Here is a 15,921-nt window from a genome sequence, read left to right as displayed (position 1 = left end):
CAGTTACCCCTCCTTGGTCACCCGCATCACTTCCTCAAGGGTAGTGATACCGGCCTTGACCTTGGCCAGGCCATCATCGCGAATACTCGGGGTATGGGCACGAATCGCTTTTTCAATCGCCATTTCGCCAGCCTCGCCATGGATCAGCTCCTGCACCTGGTCATCAATCATCAGCAACTCGTGGATACCGGTTCGACCGCGATAGCCCTTGTTGTTACAGGCTTCACAGCCCTTGGCATGGTAGAGGGTCAGGCTTTCATCTGCCGAAACGCCAAACAATTTCTTCTGCTCGGTATCCGCTTCATACGGCTCACGGCAGGTCGGGCACAGGGTCCGAACCAGGCGCTGGGCCAGTACGCCAAGCAATGACGATGAAACCAGGAAGGGCTCGATGCCCATATCGCGTAAACGCGTAATGGCACCAACCGCAGTATTGGTGTGCAGGGTCGACATTACCATGTGACCGGTCAGCGACGCCTGTACCGCAATCGAGGCGGTTTCGTGGTCACGGATCTCACCGACCATCACCACATCCGGATCCTGACGCAGGATAGCCCGCAGGCCACGGGCGAAGGTCATGTCCACCTTCGGGTTGACCTGGGTCTGGCCGATGCCGTCGATATCAAATTCGATCGGGTCTTCTACGGTGAGGATATTGCGCTCTTTACCATTGAGTTCCTGCAGGCCGGCATACAAGGTGGTCGACTTACCCGAACCGGTCGGGCCGGTTACCAGGATAATACCGTGCGGGCGCTCGATGATATGGCGGAAGTTGGCATGGTTGGCTTCGGTCATCCCCAAGCTGTAGAGATCCAGCCGGGTCGCATTCTTGTCAAGCAGACGCAATACTACCCGCTCACCATGGGAAGACGGCATGGTCGATACACGCACATCGACGGCACGGCCACCGATACGCAACGAGATACGGCCATCTTGCGGAACCCGCTTCTCGGCAATATCCAGCCGTGCCATAACCTTGATACGCGAAACCAACAGCGGTGACAGTTTACGGCTCGGCTGCAATACCTCGCGCAAGACACCATCGACCCGGAAACGGATCGACAGCACTTTCTCGAAGGTTTCGATATGGATATCCGATGCCGCCTCTTTGATCGCTTCGGCCAACATCGCATTGATCAGCTTGATGATCGGCGCGTCGTCCTCCGACTCCAGCAAATCTTCGGTTTCCGGCAGCTCTTCAGCCAGCGAGAAGAAGTCATCGCTGTCAGAGCCTAGGTCTTCCATCAGCTGGCGGGCTTCAGATGAGTCACGCTGGTAGGCTTCGGTCAGCTTAAGCTCGAATGCCTTGTCTTCCAGGGCATGGGGAACAAAGCTGCCCCCGGCCACCCGGCGGACTTCGGCCAGCACCGAACCAGACAGCTGGCCGCTATAGTAAAGCGCAACGTCCTGATCCAATGCCTCCAGCACCACCCGGTGGCGCTTGGCAAAAGAGAAAGGCAGCCGGAACAGCGGCTGCTTATCCTGCTCCTGGCTAACATCATGCATTACTGATCGTTCTCCAGCTGGGCAACAAAGGCACGTACTTCTGGCGGCAACGAGATATCTTCACCGTATTTCGGCAGTACCGGGGTTTCCGTGTTCGGCATCAGGCGCAAGCCCTGGTCCGCCTTGAATAGCTGCTCGGCACGGATGTAATTGTACTTGCGCTGGGTAATACCGTCCGCCGTCACCCCATCGCGGATAATGGTCGGCTTGATGAAGACCATCAGGTTGGTCTTGCCTGTGGTGGTGTTGGTCGATTTGAACAGGTGGCCAAGTACCGGGATATCACCCAGGATTGGGATTTTCTGCTCGCTTTCGTTGGTCTGCTCCTGGATCAAACCACCCAGAGCCAGCATCTGGCCGTCCTGGATCAGGACATTGGTGGTCAGCTGGCGTTTTGAGAAACGGACATCGACTGCACCATCGGCACCAAGAACGTTGGAAACTTCCTGCTCGATTTTGAGCTGGACCGAGTCCCCCTCGTTAATTTGCGGGGTCACGTTCAGCTTGATACCCACTTCCTTACGCTCGACGGTCTGGAATGGGTTGTCGTTGTTAGAGCTCGAGGTCGAGCCAGTCACAACAGGGACTTCCTCACCGACGATGAACGAGGCTTCGCCATTATCCATCACGGTAATACTTGGCGATGACAGGATATTGGAGTTTCGATCCGAGGCAACAGCATTGACCAGCATGGTCCAGTCGCCCATCACGATACCCAATGCAGCACCATTCACCCCGCCCAATACAGAGGCCAGGGTACTGAAATCACCATCTTCCTCGATAGTACGGGTCTGCTCGATACCATTGGCATCAAGGTAGGTTTCGGTTCGGGTTGAGCTTTGCGCCTCTTCCAGGCCAATCGCATACTGGGAAATCGGCACGCCGGAGTTACCGAACTGGATCACCCCGCCGTCTGTGGTACCCCACTGGACACCAAAGTTCACACCGTCACCCTCGGCAAGCTCGACAATCATCGCTTCAATCAGCACCTGGGCACGACGGATATCAAGCTGGGCAATGATATTTTCCAGCGCGCGCATGATATCTGGCGGCGCAGTCAAGATCAGCGAATTGGTATCGACGTGGGCCGAAATCATCACTTGGGAATTGCTGCTTGATGTGGCTTTGGCATTGCCTTGCTTTTCTGCCTGCAGATTATCGGACACCCCTTTAAGCACATCCACCATATCCTCAGCATTGGCATATTTCAGGTATACCACCCGGTTGTTGCCAGAGGAGGCCATCTCGACATCGAGCTGGCGGATCAGACGGCGCAGACGGTCACGCACCTGCGGGTCGCCCGACAGCAGCACCGAGTTAGTACGGTCATCCGCCACCAACTTAGGTTGCAAGAATTCTGGAGTCGATTTGGCATCCGCGGTCTTGTTCAGCGCTTCGACAATGCGGACCATTTCCGCTGCCGAGGCATTGCGCAGCTCAACCACATCGATTTCTTTGTCGCCGGCACGGTCAACACGCTCGATAATCTCCGCCAAGCGGTTTACTGTAGCAGCACGGCCTGTGATCATAATGATGTTGGCTGGGTCATAGTGCACCACGTTACCGGCACCGGCATTATCGTTAAGCTGGCGCAGCAAAGGGGACAGTTCACGGACCGATACATTGCGCACCGCAATCACGCGGGTCACAACCTGGTCGCCAGTGATATTGCTGTTGTCACCAACCACAGGGATGGCCGAGATCTTGGCGTCTTTGTCTCGGACAACCTTCAGTACGCCGTTGTCCATCTCAACGACAGCAAAACCGTAGACTTCGAGCACATTGAGGAAAAACTGGTAATACTGCTCATCGTTGAGCAAATCATAACTGCGAACATTGACCTGACCACGCACCGCCGGATCCACGATGATGGTTTTCTGCAGGTTACGACCAACAATGTTGATAAATTCCTGAATGTCTGTTCCTTTAAAGCTGGCACTAAACTCGCTGGCAAATGCAGAGCTGCACATCAAGCTGCCTAATAACCAGAGGGCACTTTTACCCATCCATTTTTTCACAAAAAACTCCTGCGCTATCGCATGTTCGCTTTGGCTACTATTGCAGCTCAATATAAATATCGTGTAGCTGACCCTCGCGCTCGACGGTCAAAGTGAAATCAGTGGCACTCGACAGTTCGGTCCACAGTTTCGCCATCACAGCAGCATCGGTCAGATCATTGCCGTTGAGACTCACGGCCAAGTCATTGGCCTTCAGGCCCACGGCGTCGAACAACGCCCGCTCTTTACCAGGGTTAACCCGGTATCCCACCAACTCGCCATCCCGTTTAACCTGGGACAGGCGAATATAGCTAAATAAGGTTTGCGGCTTTTCCAGGATTTCCTGCTTGATTCGGCTCAGGTCCGACGTTGGCTCAGCCGGCTCGGCTTGACGCGGCTCTGGCTGGCGGGGCCTTGCTGTCGTTTGCGAGGCTTTGCTGAAGTCCACACCATCAAGCATCAGGGTTTCATCCCGGCCGCTATTGCGAATAATCACCCGGTCAGGGTAGACGGCCTGCAAGGTGGCGCGGGTGCCCTCAATGGCCTCGTTAAGGCCGTAAGTGTTTTGCTTGCCACGGTGCGTGATTACGGCCAGTGCGGTTTGCGGGTTGGAGCTGGCGACCAAGCCAACCAAGGTCAAGTTAAGGCGGGTTTGCGGCGCATCCTGCTTCACTGGCTGCTTGCGCTCGACCACTGGCGCATTTTGCTGGAAGCGGCCAAACATGTTCATGTTCAGCACCTTGGCAATTTCACCACGGTCATTGCCCACATTGGACGAGACAGCCACAGCCGATGCCTGCCAGGATGCTGGAGCCGGGGTTGGTTGCAGGGCCAACCACACCATACGGCCAATGACCCAGGCGAGCATCACCACCAGCCCCCAAGTCAGGAAGCGGGTCAATGAAGAGATTGAGATCTTGCTTTTCGCTTGCAAGCTCCCTAACCAGTTTGCTGTTACCATGAAAAATCCATCATCCTGCGGAAATAAAAAACTAGCGCGTTATACCAAAATGTAATATCAAAACGTATTACTTCTTTCTGTAACCTTTCAATTTTCTGTAATAGTTTATCAAAGATAGGTAGAGAAAAGTTTCTCATACTATCAATAGACTAGCTATTTTCTGTGATTTATTCCCATTTTACTGTTGAAATCCCGATCCTATATCACCATTTATAAACTCTCGATGCCTGCTGACGCTCTGTCGGCAATGTGGTACTTTTAGCGCCCTTTCGGGTTAAGGAGCATACTGTGGGCCAACAAACAGCACATCCTGACAACGTTCAGGTCCGTCTTGATAAGTGGCTATGGGCGGCACGCTTTTACAAAACCCGTTCAATTGCCCGAACCATGGTCGATGGCGGCAAGGTGCAGTACAACGGCCAGCGCTCCAAGCCAAGCAAACTGGTAGAAGTCGGTGCTGAGATCCGTTTACGCCAAGGCAATGACGAAAAAACTATTATTATAGAGAAACTGTCAGACACCCGCCGCGGTGCACCTGAAGCACAAACTCTGTATCGGGAGACTGAAGAGAGCGCCAAGAAGCGCGAAGAGCATGCAAAAATGCGTCGCCTCCATGCCCACGGCAGCCCGAGCCCCGAAAAGCGCCCTGATAAAAAGCAGCGTCGCGATATAATTAAGTTTAAAAGTCATTCCGAATAACGGTATTAGATCAGTGTAGCGCAGAAAAGTTTCGTTATGTTGACGTGAAATACCAAAAATTGGTCAATTAGATACCTGCTGGAGAAATCAAGCTAATGACAAAAGATAGTCTATACCGTTACCTGTTTGACGGTGTATCCGTACGTGGTGAACTGGTTCAGTTGGGCGATACCTACCAACAGATCATTTCCAGCAAGGAATACCCAGCCCCAGTCCAGACCCTGTTGGGTGAACTGCTGGTTGCAACGAGCCTGCTGACCGCCACGCTGAAGTTCGAAGGTTCTATCACTGTCCAGCTGCAAGGCGATGGCCCGGTGAAGCTGGCAGTGATCAATGGCGACCATGACCAGAAACTACGCGGTGTAGCCCGCTGGGACGGTGATGTCCCTGCCGAAGGCAATATCCATGACCTGATGGGCAAGGGCCACATGGTGATCACCATTACCCCGACCAAGGGCGAACGCTACCAGGGCGTAGTTGGCCTTGAGGGCGACAGCCTTGCAGCTTGCCTTGAAGGTTACTTCGAGAACTCAGAGCAGCTGAAAACCCGTATCTGGCTACGCACCGGCGAGCACGAAGGCCAAGCCAAAGCGGCTGGCATGCTGCTGCAGATCCTACCGGACGGCCAGGGCCACGAAGGTGATTTCGAGCACCTTGAGCAGCTGACGGAAACCGTGAAAAACGAAGAGCTGTTCAGCCTGGAAGCACAGGATGTCCTGTACCGCCTGTACCACCAGGAAACCGTCAAGCTATTTGACCCGCAGGAAGTGATCTTCCAGTGTGGCTGTTCGCGCGAGCGCAGTGCCTCGGCTATCAGCTCTATCGAGCGTGCCGAAGTTGAGCGTATTGTAGCAGAGGAAGGCAAGGTTTCCCTGCATTGCGACTACTGTGGCACCAGCTATGATTTCGATAGCATTGATGTCGCAGCCCTGTTCGAACAAGCAGCGACGAACAACAGCAACCAGGTGCATTAATTATTCCTTTTAATAAAGCCTGAAATTGAATTACAAAAGCCGGACGATGTCCGGCTTTTTTTTTACCCAGAGCACAGTTTTGCTGGTTATTTTGTAATCAAGCAACACTCTAAGTGTCGCTTTTTTCAAGAAAAATATTAAAACTCAAGGGCTGGAAAAATCACTTCACACCACGGTAAAATCACCACCTACAATTAATTAAAGGATTTTACTTAACCTTAACTTTTTAATGGTTATTTTTTGATAAACCTCCCTGAATTACCCCTTTAGGGTTGCTAGCATGGTCAACAGTTAAACAACATCTTACCCAAGGAGCACCTATGACTGTCATGAACGTCGAAAAAAAGGTTGCAAAAGAATTAGATTTGTCTCAATACGGTATCGCTAATGTTGCGGAGATTGTTCGCAATCCGAGCTACGAAGTTCTGTTCGAAGAAGAGACCAAGCCAGGCCTGGAAGGATACGAAAAAGGTATCGTTACCGAGTTGGGTGCCGTCGCTGTCGATACCGGAATTTTCACTGGCCGTTCCCCGAAAGATAAGTTCATCGTCAAAGATGACACCACCCGCGATACCATGTGGTGGGCAGACCAAGGCAAAAACGATAATAAGAGCATTGGTGTTGAAGCGTGGAACGATCTGAAACAGCTTGTGACAGGCCAGCTTTCAGGCAAGCGCCTGTTTGTAATTGACGGATTCTGCGGTACCAACCCAGATACCCGCCTATGTATCCGTATCATCACTGAAGTTGCTTGGCAGGCACACTTCGTGAAAAACATGTTCATCCGCCCTACGGAAGAAGAGCTGCAAACTTTCGAGCCTGATTTCGTGGTCATGAACGGTGCCAAGTGCACCAACGAGAAGTGGAAAGAGCATGAAATGAACTCCGAAAACTTCACGGTGTTCAACCTGACTGAGAAAATGCAGCTGATCGGCGGTACATGGTACGGCGGCGAAATGAAGAAGGGTATGTTCGCGATGATGAACTACTTCCTGCCGCTTCGTGATATCGCATCGATGCACTGTTCTGCCAACATGGGTGAGAACGGTGATGTGGCGGTGTTCTTCGGCCTATCCGGCACAGGTAAAACGACTCTGTCGACCGATCCGAAGCGCGCCCTGATCGGTGATGACGAGCACGGCTGGGATGATAACGGCGTATTCAACTTCGAAGGCGGTTGCTACGCGAAAACCATCAACCTGTCGAAAGAAGCTGAGCCAGACATCTACAATGCAATCCGCCGTGATGCACTGCTAGAAAACGTAACGGTCCGCAGCGATGGTGCGATCGACTTCGATGACGGTTCGAAAACAGAAAACACCCGTGTTTCCTACCCGATCTACCACATTGAAAACATTGTTAAGCCAATCTCCAAGGGCGGCCATGCCAACAAGGTTATCTTCCTATCGGCTGATGCCTTCGGTGTATTGCCTCCTGTGTCCAAGCTGACACCTGAGCAGACCAAGTACCACTTCCTGTCTGGCTTCACAGCCAAACTAGCCGGTACCGAGCGTGGCATCACCGAGCCAACGCCGACTTTCTCGGCCTGTTTCGGCAATGCGTTCCTGACCCTGCACCCAACCAAGTACGCTGAAGTTCTGGTTAAGCGCATGGAAGCAGCGGGTGCCGAAGCTTACCTAGTCAACACTGGCTGGAACGGCTCTGGCAAGCGTATCTCTATCCAGGATACCCGTGCCATCATCGACGCTATCCTAGATGGCTCTATCGAGAACACAGAAACGAAGAATATCCCAATCTTCAACCTGGAAGTCCCAACATCGCTACCGCATGTTGACCCAGAAATCCTTGACCCTCGCGATACCTACACTGACCCACTGCAGTGGGAAAGCAAGGCGAAAGACTTGGCTGAGCGCTTTATCAACAACTTCGAGAAGTACACCGACAATACCGAAGGTGCCTCTCTGGTTGCTGCAGGCCCACAGCTAGACTAATAGCCAGCAGCTAACTGCTAGTCACTAAGCCCCTCTTGTGAGGGGCTTTTTCGTTAAATCAACGCCAAAATCCCTGCCCAGTACTTGCAGGTACAATAAAATTGCCGCCTAATAATCATTGCAACAGGTGCCGTTGTACTTGAGGCGATTGACTGGGAGTTGTCAGATGCAGGGAGCTATAATGCGTTTTATCGGGAAGATCATCGCCACCTTGGTTGTGCTTGGTGCGCTGGGAGCCACCATCATCCTAGCCTTGCTGCATACCCAATATGCCGCCCCCCTGCTCACCCAGGCCGTCAACCAACTGACCCCCCACCGCTTATTGCTTGATGACGTCAGCTACCATATCAGTGATCCGTGGCACCTTACCCTCGAGCGCCCAGCGCTTAACGTCCATAACAGCGAACAGCCAATCACCGCCAACCGGTTATCCGTTTGGTTAAACCCTAGCTCCCTGCCCATGTGGCGGTGGCAGTTTGACAGCCTATTGGTAGACGCGCCGGTAGTTCCGGCATCCACGGTATCCAACCTGGCGCTGCCGGAGATCCGCAGCCAGCGCCTCGCAATCAGCCGGTTGAACCTGCGCACCGGGCAGCTTGCCCTCGAGCAGGGAGAGCTCCAGCTCGACAGTTGGCACTATCAACCGAGCGACCCGGCTCCTTGGTGGCAACAGTTTGCAGGTAGTTTCCAGCTCGCCGCCGACAGTGCCCAATGGGAACAGTGGCAAGGCCAGCAGCTACTGCTGGACGGCAATTACACCAACAACCAGTGGACGCTCAATGGCTTTTCGTTCGAGTGGCAGCATGGCAGCGTCAATGGCCAGCTCGAGATTGCCATGGACAGCCATCTGGTCACGATCCACCAGCTCACCCTGTCCGGCCTGCAGGTGCAAGACAAGCTGCTCGCTGACTACCTCCAGCAGCAGGCAGAAACGCTGGCTGCTGGGCACTGGCAAGCCAGCGTCAAGCGGGTAGATATCCTCGACAGCAGCATCGAGCTCCCCTCTTTTGGCCTCAACCATGCCAACCTGTCGCTGACCGACTGGCACTGGCCAGCCAAGCCATTTTCCCAGCATGGCGCCTGGCTTTCTTTCAATGCCGAAAGCGGTAACTGGCACCAGCAGCCCTTTACCGATCCCCTGCTGGATATCAACTTCACCTCTGAGCTGATTACCCTTAAGGGAGCCTCCGTGCAGGCGCTCGAAGGTTACTGGCGCGCAGAGGGGCAACTCACCCCTGACACCCTGCAGCTCAGCAGCCTCACCAGCAAGGGGATAAAGTGGTTCCTGCCTGCCGATTGGGCTGTGCAGCTGGCAAAAGCAATCTCGTCCTACAAAGAGATACAAATAGATTCGCTGGATATCGGCTATGCCCAGCTGACTGCAGCTGACAGTGATATCCCTTGGTTTATCAACGGGCTCAACGTCAATGGCCGTAACCTTCAGCTCCGCCAGCAGCCGTATCCCAGCCTGTGGCAGGGCGATATAACGGCAACCGCCAGGCAAGTGAGCTTCAATACTGTCGACTTATTTGAGCCGCTCATTAAGATGGCCAGCGAACAAGGCCAATGGCAATTGAACCAAGCTTTCCTACCGTTCAAAGATGGATTGCTAGAAGCGACGGGGCAAATCGACCTGGGCAAGGAAGGGCTGCCGTGGCAGGCTGCACTGCAGGGGGATAGCCTGCCTGCCAGCGTTATACCGCAATGGCTATCGGTGCCCTGGCCTGCCAGCGGCCGTATCGATATGACTGCGGCTATCCAGGGGCTCGGCCAGAACTATACCAGCCTGGCCCATAGCCTTAACGGCGAGCTGCGTGCCACCTTCCGTGATAGTGAAGTCGAGCACGGCAGCCAGGCATTATTCGCCGCCTGGCAGAGCGCGCCTCAGAGTGAGGCGATAGCTACTGAGACCACAACCAGTGAGACCAACCCCCTTGAAACAGCAGCCAGTGAGACAATAACCAGCGAGGCAACAGCAGCGCCCGAGGCTACGCCATTGGCAATCACACCACTTAAAGTCACCAGTGACCGGGGGCGGATCACGGTGGCACCGCTCAGTATTACTGGCAAAGAGATCAATGCCGTCTTGAAGGGGCAATGGGATATGGCCTCCCCAGCCGGGCAGCAGATGCAACTGGAGGCGAAGTTAGGCTGCCAGCACCTGAGCAGGCGCTGGCAGGAGGGTCAGCAAACGGTATCCGGCTCGCTCTGCGACGGCAGCAGCATATAAGTACCCGTAAAGGTCGAGGCCAGCTCGTCCCCGCTGTAGACGTTAACCTTGACGATAGCCCGTCCCTTGCGGTTGCTCGCCAGCCGCTCCACATCGCCCTCGAGATCTTCTACCGTGACCACTGCGCGCGGTCGCTCCTTGACCGGAGAGCGGTAGCGGATATGGCTATCGACCAGCACGATATCGGCCTTGTACTTGCGCTCCTTGAGCAGCATCCAGACAAAGCCCCAGCCAGCTAGTGTCGCCATGGTGAAGATACTGCCGGCAAACATATTGGCTTTGGTATTGAGATTGGCGTTGATCAGGGCGCTGACTTCAAACCGGTAGCCGGTGTACTGGCTGATCTTCACGCCCATGCGCTCACTGATCGGGATTTGCGACTGCCACAGCTCCTGCAGCTCCTGGCACCAGTCCGGGTGGCGTACCACTTCGGTAAGCGGGTCAAGGTGCTTGAGCATCTGCTGGTGCCGTACCGGCCCTTTCTCCTCGCTCAGCTCCCCCTGATTGGTGAAGCCACTGCGCAAGTAAAATGGGATCGCATCCTCACGGGCATTACACACCAACCGCTTCGCCCCTTCCTCGCGGGCCAGTGACTCCAACGCCATCAGCACAATCGCCCCCATCCCCTGGTGGCGGTGATCCGGGTGAACCGCCATGTAGCGGATCTGGCCATCGTTATCCGGGGTCATGTACAGCCGGCCAATGGCTATGGTCTTGCCGTGGTCGCTGACAATCATCCGGTGGCTACTCAAATCATCATAGGCATCGCGCTCGGAGCCCACCGGCATGTGCCAGGGCTCACGAAGCATCTGCCAGCGAAAGTCATAGTAACTAGCCAGCTCTTCTTCGGTTTTGGGGGTGACAAGTCGAAACATGAAATCCTTCTCCAGCGTTCCTGAGGCAAAGGTGCCTTATAGATATTATACCTGCAACCAGAAGGTTACCGGGCCATCGTTGAGCAATGCTACTTTCATATCGGCAGCAAAGATGCCCGTCTCCGTCTTGATCCCTGTTTCCTTGCAGCAATCAACAAAATATTCATACATGCGCTCGGCATCTTGCGGTGCCGCACCATTGGAAAAGCCCGGGCGCATGCCTTTCTTGGTTTCGGCAGCTAGGGTAAATTGCGATACCACCAATACACTGCCACCGGCTTGCTGGACGTTGAGGTTCATCTTGCCCTCTTCATCCTCAAACACCCGATAGCCTAGCACTTTTTCGCGCAGGCGCTTGGCCTTGGCTTCATCATCACCTTTTTCGACGCCAAGCAGTACCAGCAAGCCTTTGCCGATAGCGCCAGTCACCTGGCCATCTACCGTTACACTCGCTTCGCTTACCCGTTGGATCAGTGCAATCATTCGTTGTTACCTTTGTCTATTGTTTCTTTTAAGTCAGTACGTTGAGGCTCTGCCTTTAGCCTGTCGGCCTGCTGTATCTCTGACAGTTCTGCCTGGGTTGGCACTGTCGTTTGCCACCCTTTGGCTTCGGGGTGCCAGTGGGTCTTCTCGCCCAGGCTGGCGGTGATCTCCGCGCCGAACAAGACAATACACCAACACAGGTACACCCAGACAAATAAAATCGGCACCACAGCCAGGGCACCGTAAATCACCTGGTAAGAGGGGAAATTGGTAATATAGAGGGCAAAGCCCTTCTTGCTCAGCTCAAATAGGATACTGGCTATCACCGCCCCGACCAAGGCATGGCGGAAGCGTACCTTGGTATTGGGCACCAGCAGGTAAAGCACGAGGAAAGCCGTACTCGACATCACCACCGGCAGCCAGCGCAAGGAGCGCTGCAGCAGGCCGTTGACCGCCTCGCTGCCCAGCAAGTTGAGCGACCCCAGATAAGAGCTAACCGCAATACTCGAGCCAACCAAGATCGGGCCGAGGGTCAATACCATCCAGTAGATCGAAAACGAAATCACCGGCCGGCGCTTTTCATGCACCCGCCAGATATAGTTGAGTGACTTGTCGATAGACGAGATCAGCATCATCGCCACCACGAACAAAGCAGCCACGCCCACCGCCGTCATCTTGCCGGCATTGGCCACAAACTCATTGAGGTACTGCTTGACCACCTCGCCCGCTGCCGGGACGAAATTCTCAATCACGAAATTTTGCAGCAGCTCGCCCAGCCCGGCGAAAACGGGGAAGGAAGACAGCGCCGACAGGACCACGGTGATCAGCGGCACCAGTGACAACAGGGTGACATAGGCCATCGAGCCCGCCGTCACAGTCAGGCGGTCATGGCCGATCCGGTGGTGCACATACCCGGTAAATGCCACCACGCTCAGCACTCTCTGTCGCCAGCTCTGCTTGCTAGATATCGTTTTGTCATCCATAGTCATGTCATTAATTGCTTTTATTTACAGTCACTTTTCACATATTAGGACACACGGAGTCAACTATGCCCTATTTGCTTGCCTTCCTTCTCAGCCTCACTGCCCTGACAGGTTGCCAAAGTGCCTACTACTCGGCCATGGAACAGGTCGGCATCCACAAACGCGATATCATGGTCGACCGGGTCGAGGACGCCAATGAAGCCCAGCAAGACGCCCAACAACAATTTACCAGCGCGCTCGATGCCCTCAAAGCACTCACCCAATTCGACGGCGGCGAGCTGGAAAGTGCCTATAACCAAGTCAACGACCAGTACGAGGCTAGCAATGATGCCGCCGAAAAAGTGCGCGAGCGCATCGCTGCGATTGAAGATGTCGCCGACGCCCTGTTCGACGAGTGGCAAGACGAACTGTCGCTCTACAGCAGCAGCAAATTGCGCCGCGACAGCGAGTCCAAGCTCAACAGCACCAAGGCTTCTTACCAGCGGATGCTCAGTGCCATGCACCGTGCCGAGCAGAAAATGGATCCGGTACTCGATACCCTACGCGATAACACTTTGTACTTAAAGCATAACCTCAATGCCGCCGCAATCGGTTCTCTACAGGGAGAATTCCAGTCACTGCAGCGCGATATCCAACGGGCAATCACCGATATGGAAGCGGCGATTACCGAGTCCGAGCGCTTTATTTCCCAGCTGCAACGCAGCTAACCAGCTGGGCGCTATCGTTCATCCTGTTTAAGCCGGGCCAGCAACCAACTGGCCCGCTGTTCAATGCCATCCCACGGAATATCGACCACCTCGTAGCCCAGCCCGCGGTAAGTCTCGATAAGTTGCTGATGGATCTGCTCAGCTTCGGCAAAGCTGTGCGGGCGCTCTTCATCCTGAATATAAATGTCGGCCTGCGGCGCGCAAACAAAGACCGTCGGGAAGTAGCCCTTGGCCATGGTTTGGTAATGCTCTTCCACTTCGATACCACCGATAGTCAAATAGGCACAGATATCACCGATTGCCCGGTCGACAAAGGCCGGCATGGTCCCACGCCTGGCCTGTTCGCGCTGGTTGCTCATCCTGTCGAGGCAAAGTGCGGCAAAGCGCGGTAGATCCGTCCAGGGCAGCACACCGCCAGGTAGGGCGGCCTGCTCGCGGATCAAGGTGCGGGACACTTCGGGGAAAGTCATGTACCCGCGCCGAGCCAGGGCATCGAGCAGCGAGGTTTTCCCGGCACCCGGTCCCCCGGTAATAATGATGGGTTGCATAGTCGTTCTTCTTTTTTTGTAGGGTTCAGATACAACAATCCCCCCATGGTAGCACCGATGGGGGGATGGTTTAACGGCTAACAGCTAGCAATTATTTTGCTGAGCGGCTTGCACGCTTACGATCAGTTTCTGTAAGTAGCTTCTTACGGATACGGATGCTTTCAGGTGTTACTTCCACTAGCTCGTCATCATCGATGAACTCCAGTGCCTGCTCAAGCGTGTACTTGATCGGCGGAGTCAGCACCTGCGCGTCATCAGTACCCGATGCACGAACGTTAGTTAGCTGCTTACCTTTCAGGGCGTTAACCGTCAGGTCGTTGTCACGGCTGTGAATACCGATGACCATACCTTCGTATACTTCTACACCGTGGCCGATGAACATGCGGCCACGCTCCTGCAGGTTGAACAGGGCGTTAGTCAGGGCTTTACCTGCTGCGTTAGCAATCAATACACCGTTGTTACGCTGACCGATGGTACCGCCTTTGTGTGGGCCGTAGTGGTCAAACGTGTGGTACATCAGGCCAGAACCAGAAGTCAGGGTCATGAACTCAGTCTGGAAACCAATCAGGCCACGAGAAGGCATCATGAAGTCCATACGTACACGGCCTTTACCGTCTGGTGCCATGTCAGTCAGCTCACCTTTACGCAGGCCGATGTTCTCCATGATACCGCCCTGGTGCTCTTCCACAACGTCGATAGTTACGGTTTCGAACGGTTCCATCAGCTGACCATCTTCTTCTTTGATGATAACTTCAGGACGAGATACCGCTAGCTCGAAGCCTTCACGACGCATGTTTTCGATCAGGATAGACAGGTGAAGCTCACCACGGCCAGATACGCGGAACTTGTCCGGGTCTTCCGTTTCTTCAACGCGCAGGGCAACGTTGTGTACCAATTCCTTCTGCAGGCGCTCAAGGATGTTACGTGAAGTTACGTACTTACCTTCTTTACCCGCGAACGGAGAAGTGTTTACCTGGAACGTCATGGTTACAGTTGGCTCGTCAACAGACAGAGCAGGTAGCGCTTCAACCGCGTTCACGTCACAGATAGTGTCAGAAATCTTCAGCTCGCCAAGGCCAGTGATTGCAATGATGTCGCCGGCAGTCGCCTGCTCAACTTCGTGACGCTCAAGGCCAAGGTAGCCAAGGATAGTACCCACTTTACCGTTGCGGGTTTTGCCGTCTGCACCGACAACAGTCACTTGCTGGTTTGGCTTCACGCTACCACGGGTAACACGGCCTACACCGATAACACCTACGTAAGAGCTGTAGTCAAGCTGAGAGATCTGCATCTGCAGAGAACCATCAACGTCAACATTAGGTGCCGCTACGTTGTCAACGATAGCTTGGAACAATGGTTCCATGTCGTCGCCAGTCTCGCCTTCTTCCAGGGTTGCCCAGCCGTTAAGCGCTGATGCGTAAACCACTTGGAAGTCTAGCTGCTCATCAGTTGCACCTAGGTTGTCAAATAGGTCGAATACCTGATCCATTACCCAATCAGGGCGTGCGCCTGGACGGTCGATCTTGTTGATAACAACGATTGGCTTAAGGCCGTGGGCAAACGCTTTCTGGGTTACGAAACGCGTCTGAGGCATTGGGCCGTCAACGGCGTCAACAATCAGCAGTACAGAATCAACCATCGACATGATACGCTCAACCTCACCACCGAAGTCGGCGTGTCCTGGAGTATCTACGATGTTGATGCGGTAATCATTCCAGTTAATCGCTGTGTTCTTGGCAAGAATGGTAATACCACGCTCTTTTTCGATGTCGTTGGAATCCATTACGCGTTCTTCAACTTCACCGCGAGACTCTAACGTGCCAGACTGCTGAAGCAGTTTGTCAACCAGGGTGGTTTTACCGTGGTCAACGTGCGCAATAATTGCGATATTTCTTAATTTATCGATCTGTGGATTAGACATGGATTCACATTCACTCAGAACATGCAGCGACCGGATGGCGCTACTTGGTTAAAAAAACGGCTCATAATCTAACAGATTTTACGCC

Annotated in this window: 13 protein-coding genes; 5 read left to right on the top strand and 8 right to left on the bottom strand. The window is 54.0% G+C overall.

The features are described 5' to 3' along the window. Positions 1-3: 3 nt before the first annotated feature. The 3 genes from gspE to gspC are packed head-to-tail and all read right to left on the bottom strand — an operon-like array spanning position 4 to position 4,464. Positions 4-1,506 carry a type II secretion system ATPase GspE gene (gene gspE / locus ACXAGQ_RS08200; protein ID WP_475253144.1) on the bottom strand — a complete coding sequence of 501 codons (1,503 nt, stop codon included), beginning with the start codon at positions 1,504-1,506 and terminating at the stop codon, positions 4-6. Then, the gene (gene gspD / locus ACXAGQ_RS08195; RefSeq protein WP_475253142.1) at positions 1,506-3,524 is read right to left on the bottom strand and encodes a type II secretion system secretin GspD; all 2,019 of its coding nucleotides are present in this window, start codon (positions 3,522-3,524) and stop codon (positions 1,506-1,508) included. Before gspD ends, gspE begins: the two co-directional genes overlap by 1 nt. A gap of 37 nt (positions 3,525-3,561) precedes the next feature. After that, positions 3,562-4,464, bottom strand: a complete 903-nt coding sequence (gspC, locus tag ACXAGQ_RS08190) for a type II secretion system protein GspC (protein ID WP_475253140.1) — start codon at positions 4,462-4,464, stop codon at positions 3,562-3,564. Between the two features lie 288 nt (positions 4,465-4,752). On the opposite strand from gspC, the gene hslR reads away from it, so the two are divergent. The 4 genes from hslR to ACXAGQ_RS08170 all read left to right on the top strand — a co-directional run bounded on the left by hslR (position 4,753) and on the right by ACXAGQ_RS08170 (position 10,319). Then, positions 4,753-5,163, top strand: a complete 411-nt coding sequence (gene hslR / locus ACXAGQ_RS08185) for a ribosome-associated heat shock protein Hsp15 (RefSeq protein WP_475253138.1) — start codon at positions 4,753-4,755, stop codon at positions 5,161-5,163. Between the two features lie 95 nt (positions 5,164-5,258). After that, the gene (gene hslO, locus ACXAGQ_RS08180; RefSeq protein WP_475253136.1) at positions 5,259-6,137 is read left to right on the top strand and encodes an Hsp33 family molecular chaperone HslO; all 879 of its coding nucleotides are present in this window, start codon (positions 5,259-5,261) and stop codon (positions 6,135-6,137) included. Positions 6,138-6,457: 320 nt separating this feature from the next. Next, positions 6,458-8,089, top strand: coding sequence for a phosphoenolpyruvate carboxykinase (ATP) (gene pckA / locus ACXAGQ_RS08175; protein ID WP_475253134.1), 1,632 nt, complete (start codon positions 6,458-6,460; stop codon positions 8,087-8,089). Between the two features lie 181 nt (positions 8,090-8,270). After that, positions 8,271-10,319, top strand: coding sequence for an AsmA family protein (locus ACXAGQ_RS08170; protein ID WP_475253132.1), 2,049 nt, complete (start codon positions 8,271-8,273; stop codon positions 10,317-10,319). Here the strand turns inward: ACXAGQ_RS08170 and ACXAGQ_RS08165 are convergent. From ACXAGQ_RS08165 to ACXAGQ_RS08155, 3 genes are read right to left on the bottom strand one after another with little or no spacing between them, the layout of a single operon-like run. Then, complete coding sequence (locus ACXAGQ_RS08165) at positions 10,274-11,194, bottom strand: bifunctional GNAT family N-acetyltransferase/hotdog fold thioesterase (RefSeq protein ID WP_475253130.1); 921 nt, start codon at positions 11,192-11,194, stop codon at positions 10,274-10,276. The two genes, ACXAGQ_RS08170 and ACXAGQ_RS08165, sit on opposite strands and share 46 nt — an antisense overlap. 45 nt (positions 11,195-11,239) lie before the next feature. After that, entirely contained in the window at positions 11,240-11,677 is a 438-nt protein-coding gene (dtd, locus tag ACXAGQ_RS08160) for a D-aminoacyl-tRNA deacylase (protein ID WP_107300278.1), read from the bottom strand. Then, positions 11,674-12,660, bottom strand: coding sequence for a virulence factor BrkB family protein (locus tag ACXAGQ_RS08155; RefSeq protein WP_475254702.1), 987 nt, complete (start codon positions 12,658-12,660; stop codon positions 11,674-11,676). Before ACXAGQ_RS08155 ends, dtd begins: the two co-directional genes overlap by 4 nt. A 65-nt stretch (positions 12,661-12,725) precedes the next feature. On the opposite strand from ACXAGQ_RS08155, the gene ACXAGQ_RS08150 reads away from it, so the two are divergent. Next, positions 12,726-13,367, top strand: a complete 642-nt coding sequence (locus ACXAGQ_RS08150; RefSeq protein WP_475253128.1) for a DUF2959 domain-containing protein — start codon at positions 12,726-12,728, stop codon at positions 13,365-13,367. Between the two features lie 11 nt (positions 13,368-13,378). Here the strand turns inward: ACXAGQ_RS08150 and ACXAGQ_RS08145 are convergent, their stop codons facing one another. Together ACXAGQ_RS08145 and typA are read right to left on the bottom strand one after the other, a co-directional pair. Next, complete coding sequence (locus tag ACXAGQ_RS08145) at positions 13,379-13,915, bottom strand: AAA family ATPase (protein ID WP_475253126.1); 537 nt, start codon at positions 13,913-13,915, stop codon at positions 13,379-13,381. A 91-nt stretch (positions 13,916-14,006) separates the two neighbouring features. Then, positions 14,007-15,836, bottom strand: coding sequence for a translational GTPase TypA (gene typA, locus ACXAGQ_RS08140; protein WP_107300281.1), 1,830 nt, complete (start codon positions 15,834-15,836; stop codon positions 14,007-14,009). Positions 15,837-15,921: the final 85 nt, after the last annotated feature.

It is taken from the genome of Photobacterium sp. ABD4_091 (assembly GCF_056160145.1).
Note: the sequence above shows the minus strand (reverse complement) of the source record. Positions and strands in the feature narration are given on the sequence as shown.

Coding starts and splice junctions, on each gene's coding strand:
- pckA (WP_475253134.1), top strand. CDS start 6,458: ATGACTGTCATGAACGTCGAAAAAAAGGTTGCAAAAGAATTAGATTTG.
- gspE (WP_475253144.1), bottom strand. CDS start 1,506: ATGCATGATGTTAGCCAGGAGCAGGATAAGCAGCCGCTGTTCCGGCTG.
- ACXAGQ_RS08145 (WP_475253126.1), bottom strand. CDS start 13,915: ATGCAACCCATCATTATTACCGGGGGACCGGGTGCCGGGAAAACCTCG.
- ACXAGQ_RS08165 (WP_475253130.1), bottom strand. CDS start 11,194: ATGTTTCGACTTGTCACCCCCAAAACCGAAGAAGAGCTGGCTAGTTAC.
- typA (WP_107300281.1), bottom strand. CDS start 15,836: ATGTCTAATCCACAGATCGATAAATTAAGAAATATCGCAATTATTGCG.
- ACXAGQ_RS08170 (WP_475253132.1), top strand. CDS start 8,271: ATGCGTTTTATCGGGAAGATCATCGCCACCTTGGTTGTGCTTGGTGCG.
- dtd (WP_107300278.1), bottom strand. CDS start 11,677: ATGATTGCACTGATCCAACGGGTAAGCGAAGCGAGTGTAACGGTAGAT.
- hslO (WP_475253136.1), top strand. CDS start 5,259: ATGACAAAAGATAGTCTATACCGTTACCTGTTTGACGGTGTATCCGTA.
- ACXAGQ_RS08155 (WP_475254702.1), bottom strand. CDS start 12,660: ATGGATGACAAAACGATATCTAGCAAGCAGAGCTGGCGACAGAGAGTG.
- gspC (WP_475253140.1), bottom strand. CDS start 4,464: ATGGTAACAGCAAACTGGTTAGGGAGCTTGCAAGCGAAAAGCAAGATC.
- ACXAGQ_RS08150 (WP_475253128.1), top strand. CDS start 12,726: ATGCCCTATTTGCTTGCCTTCCTTCTCAGCCTCACTGCCCTGACAGGT.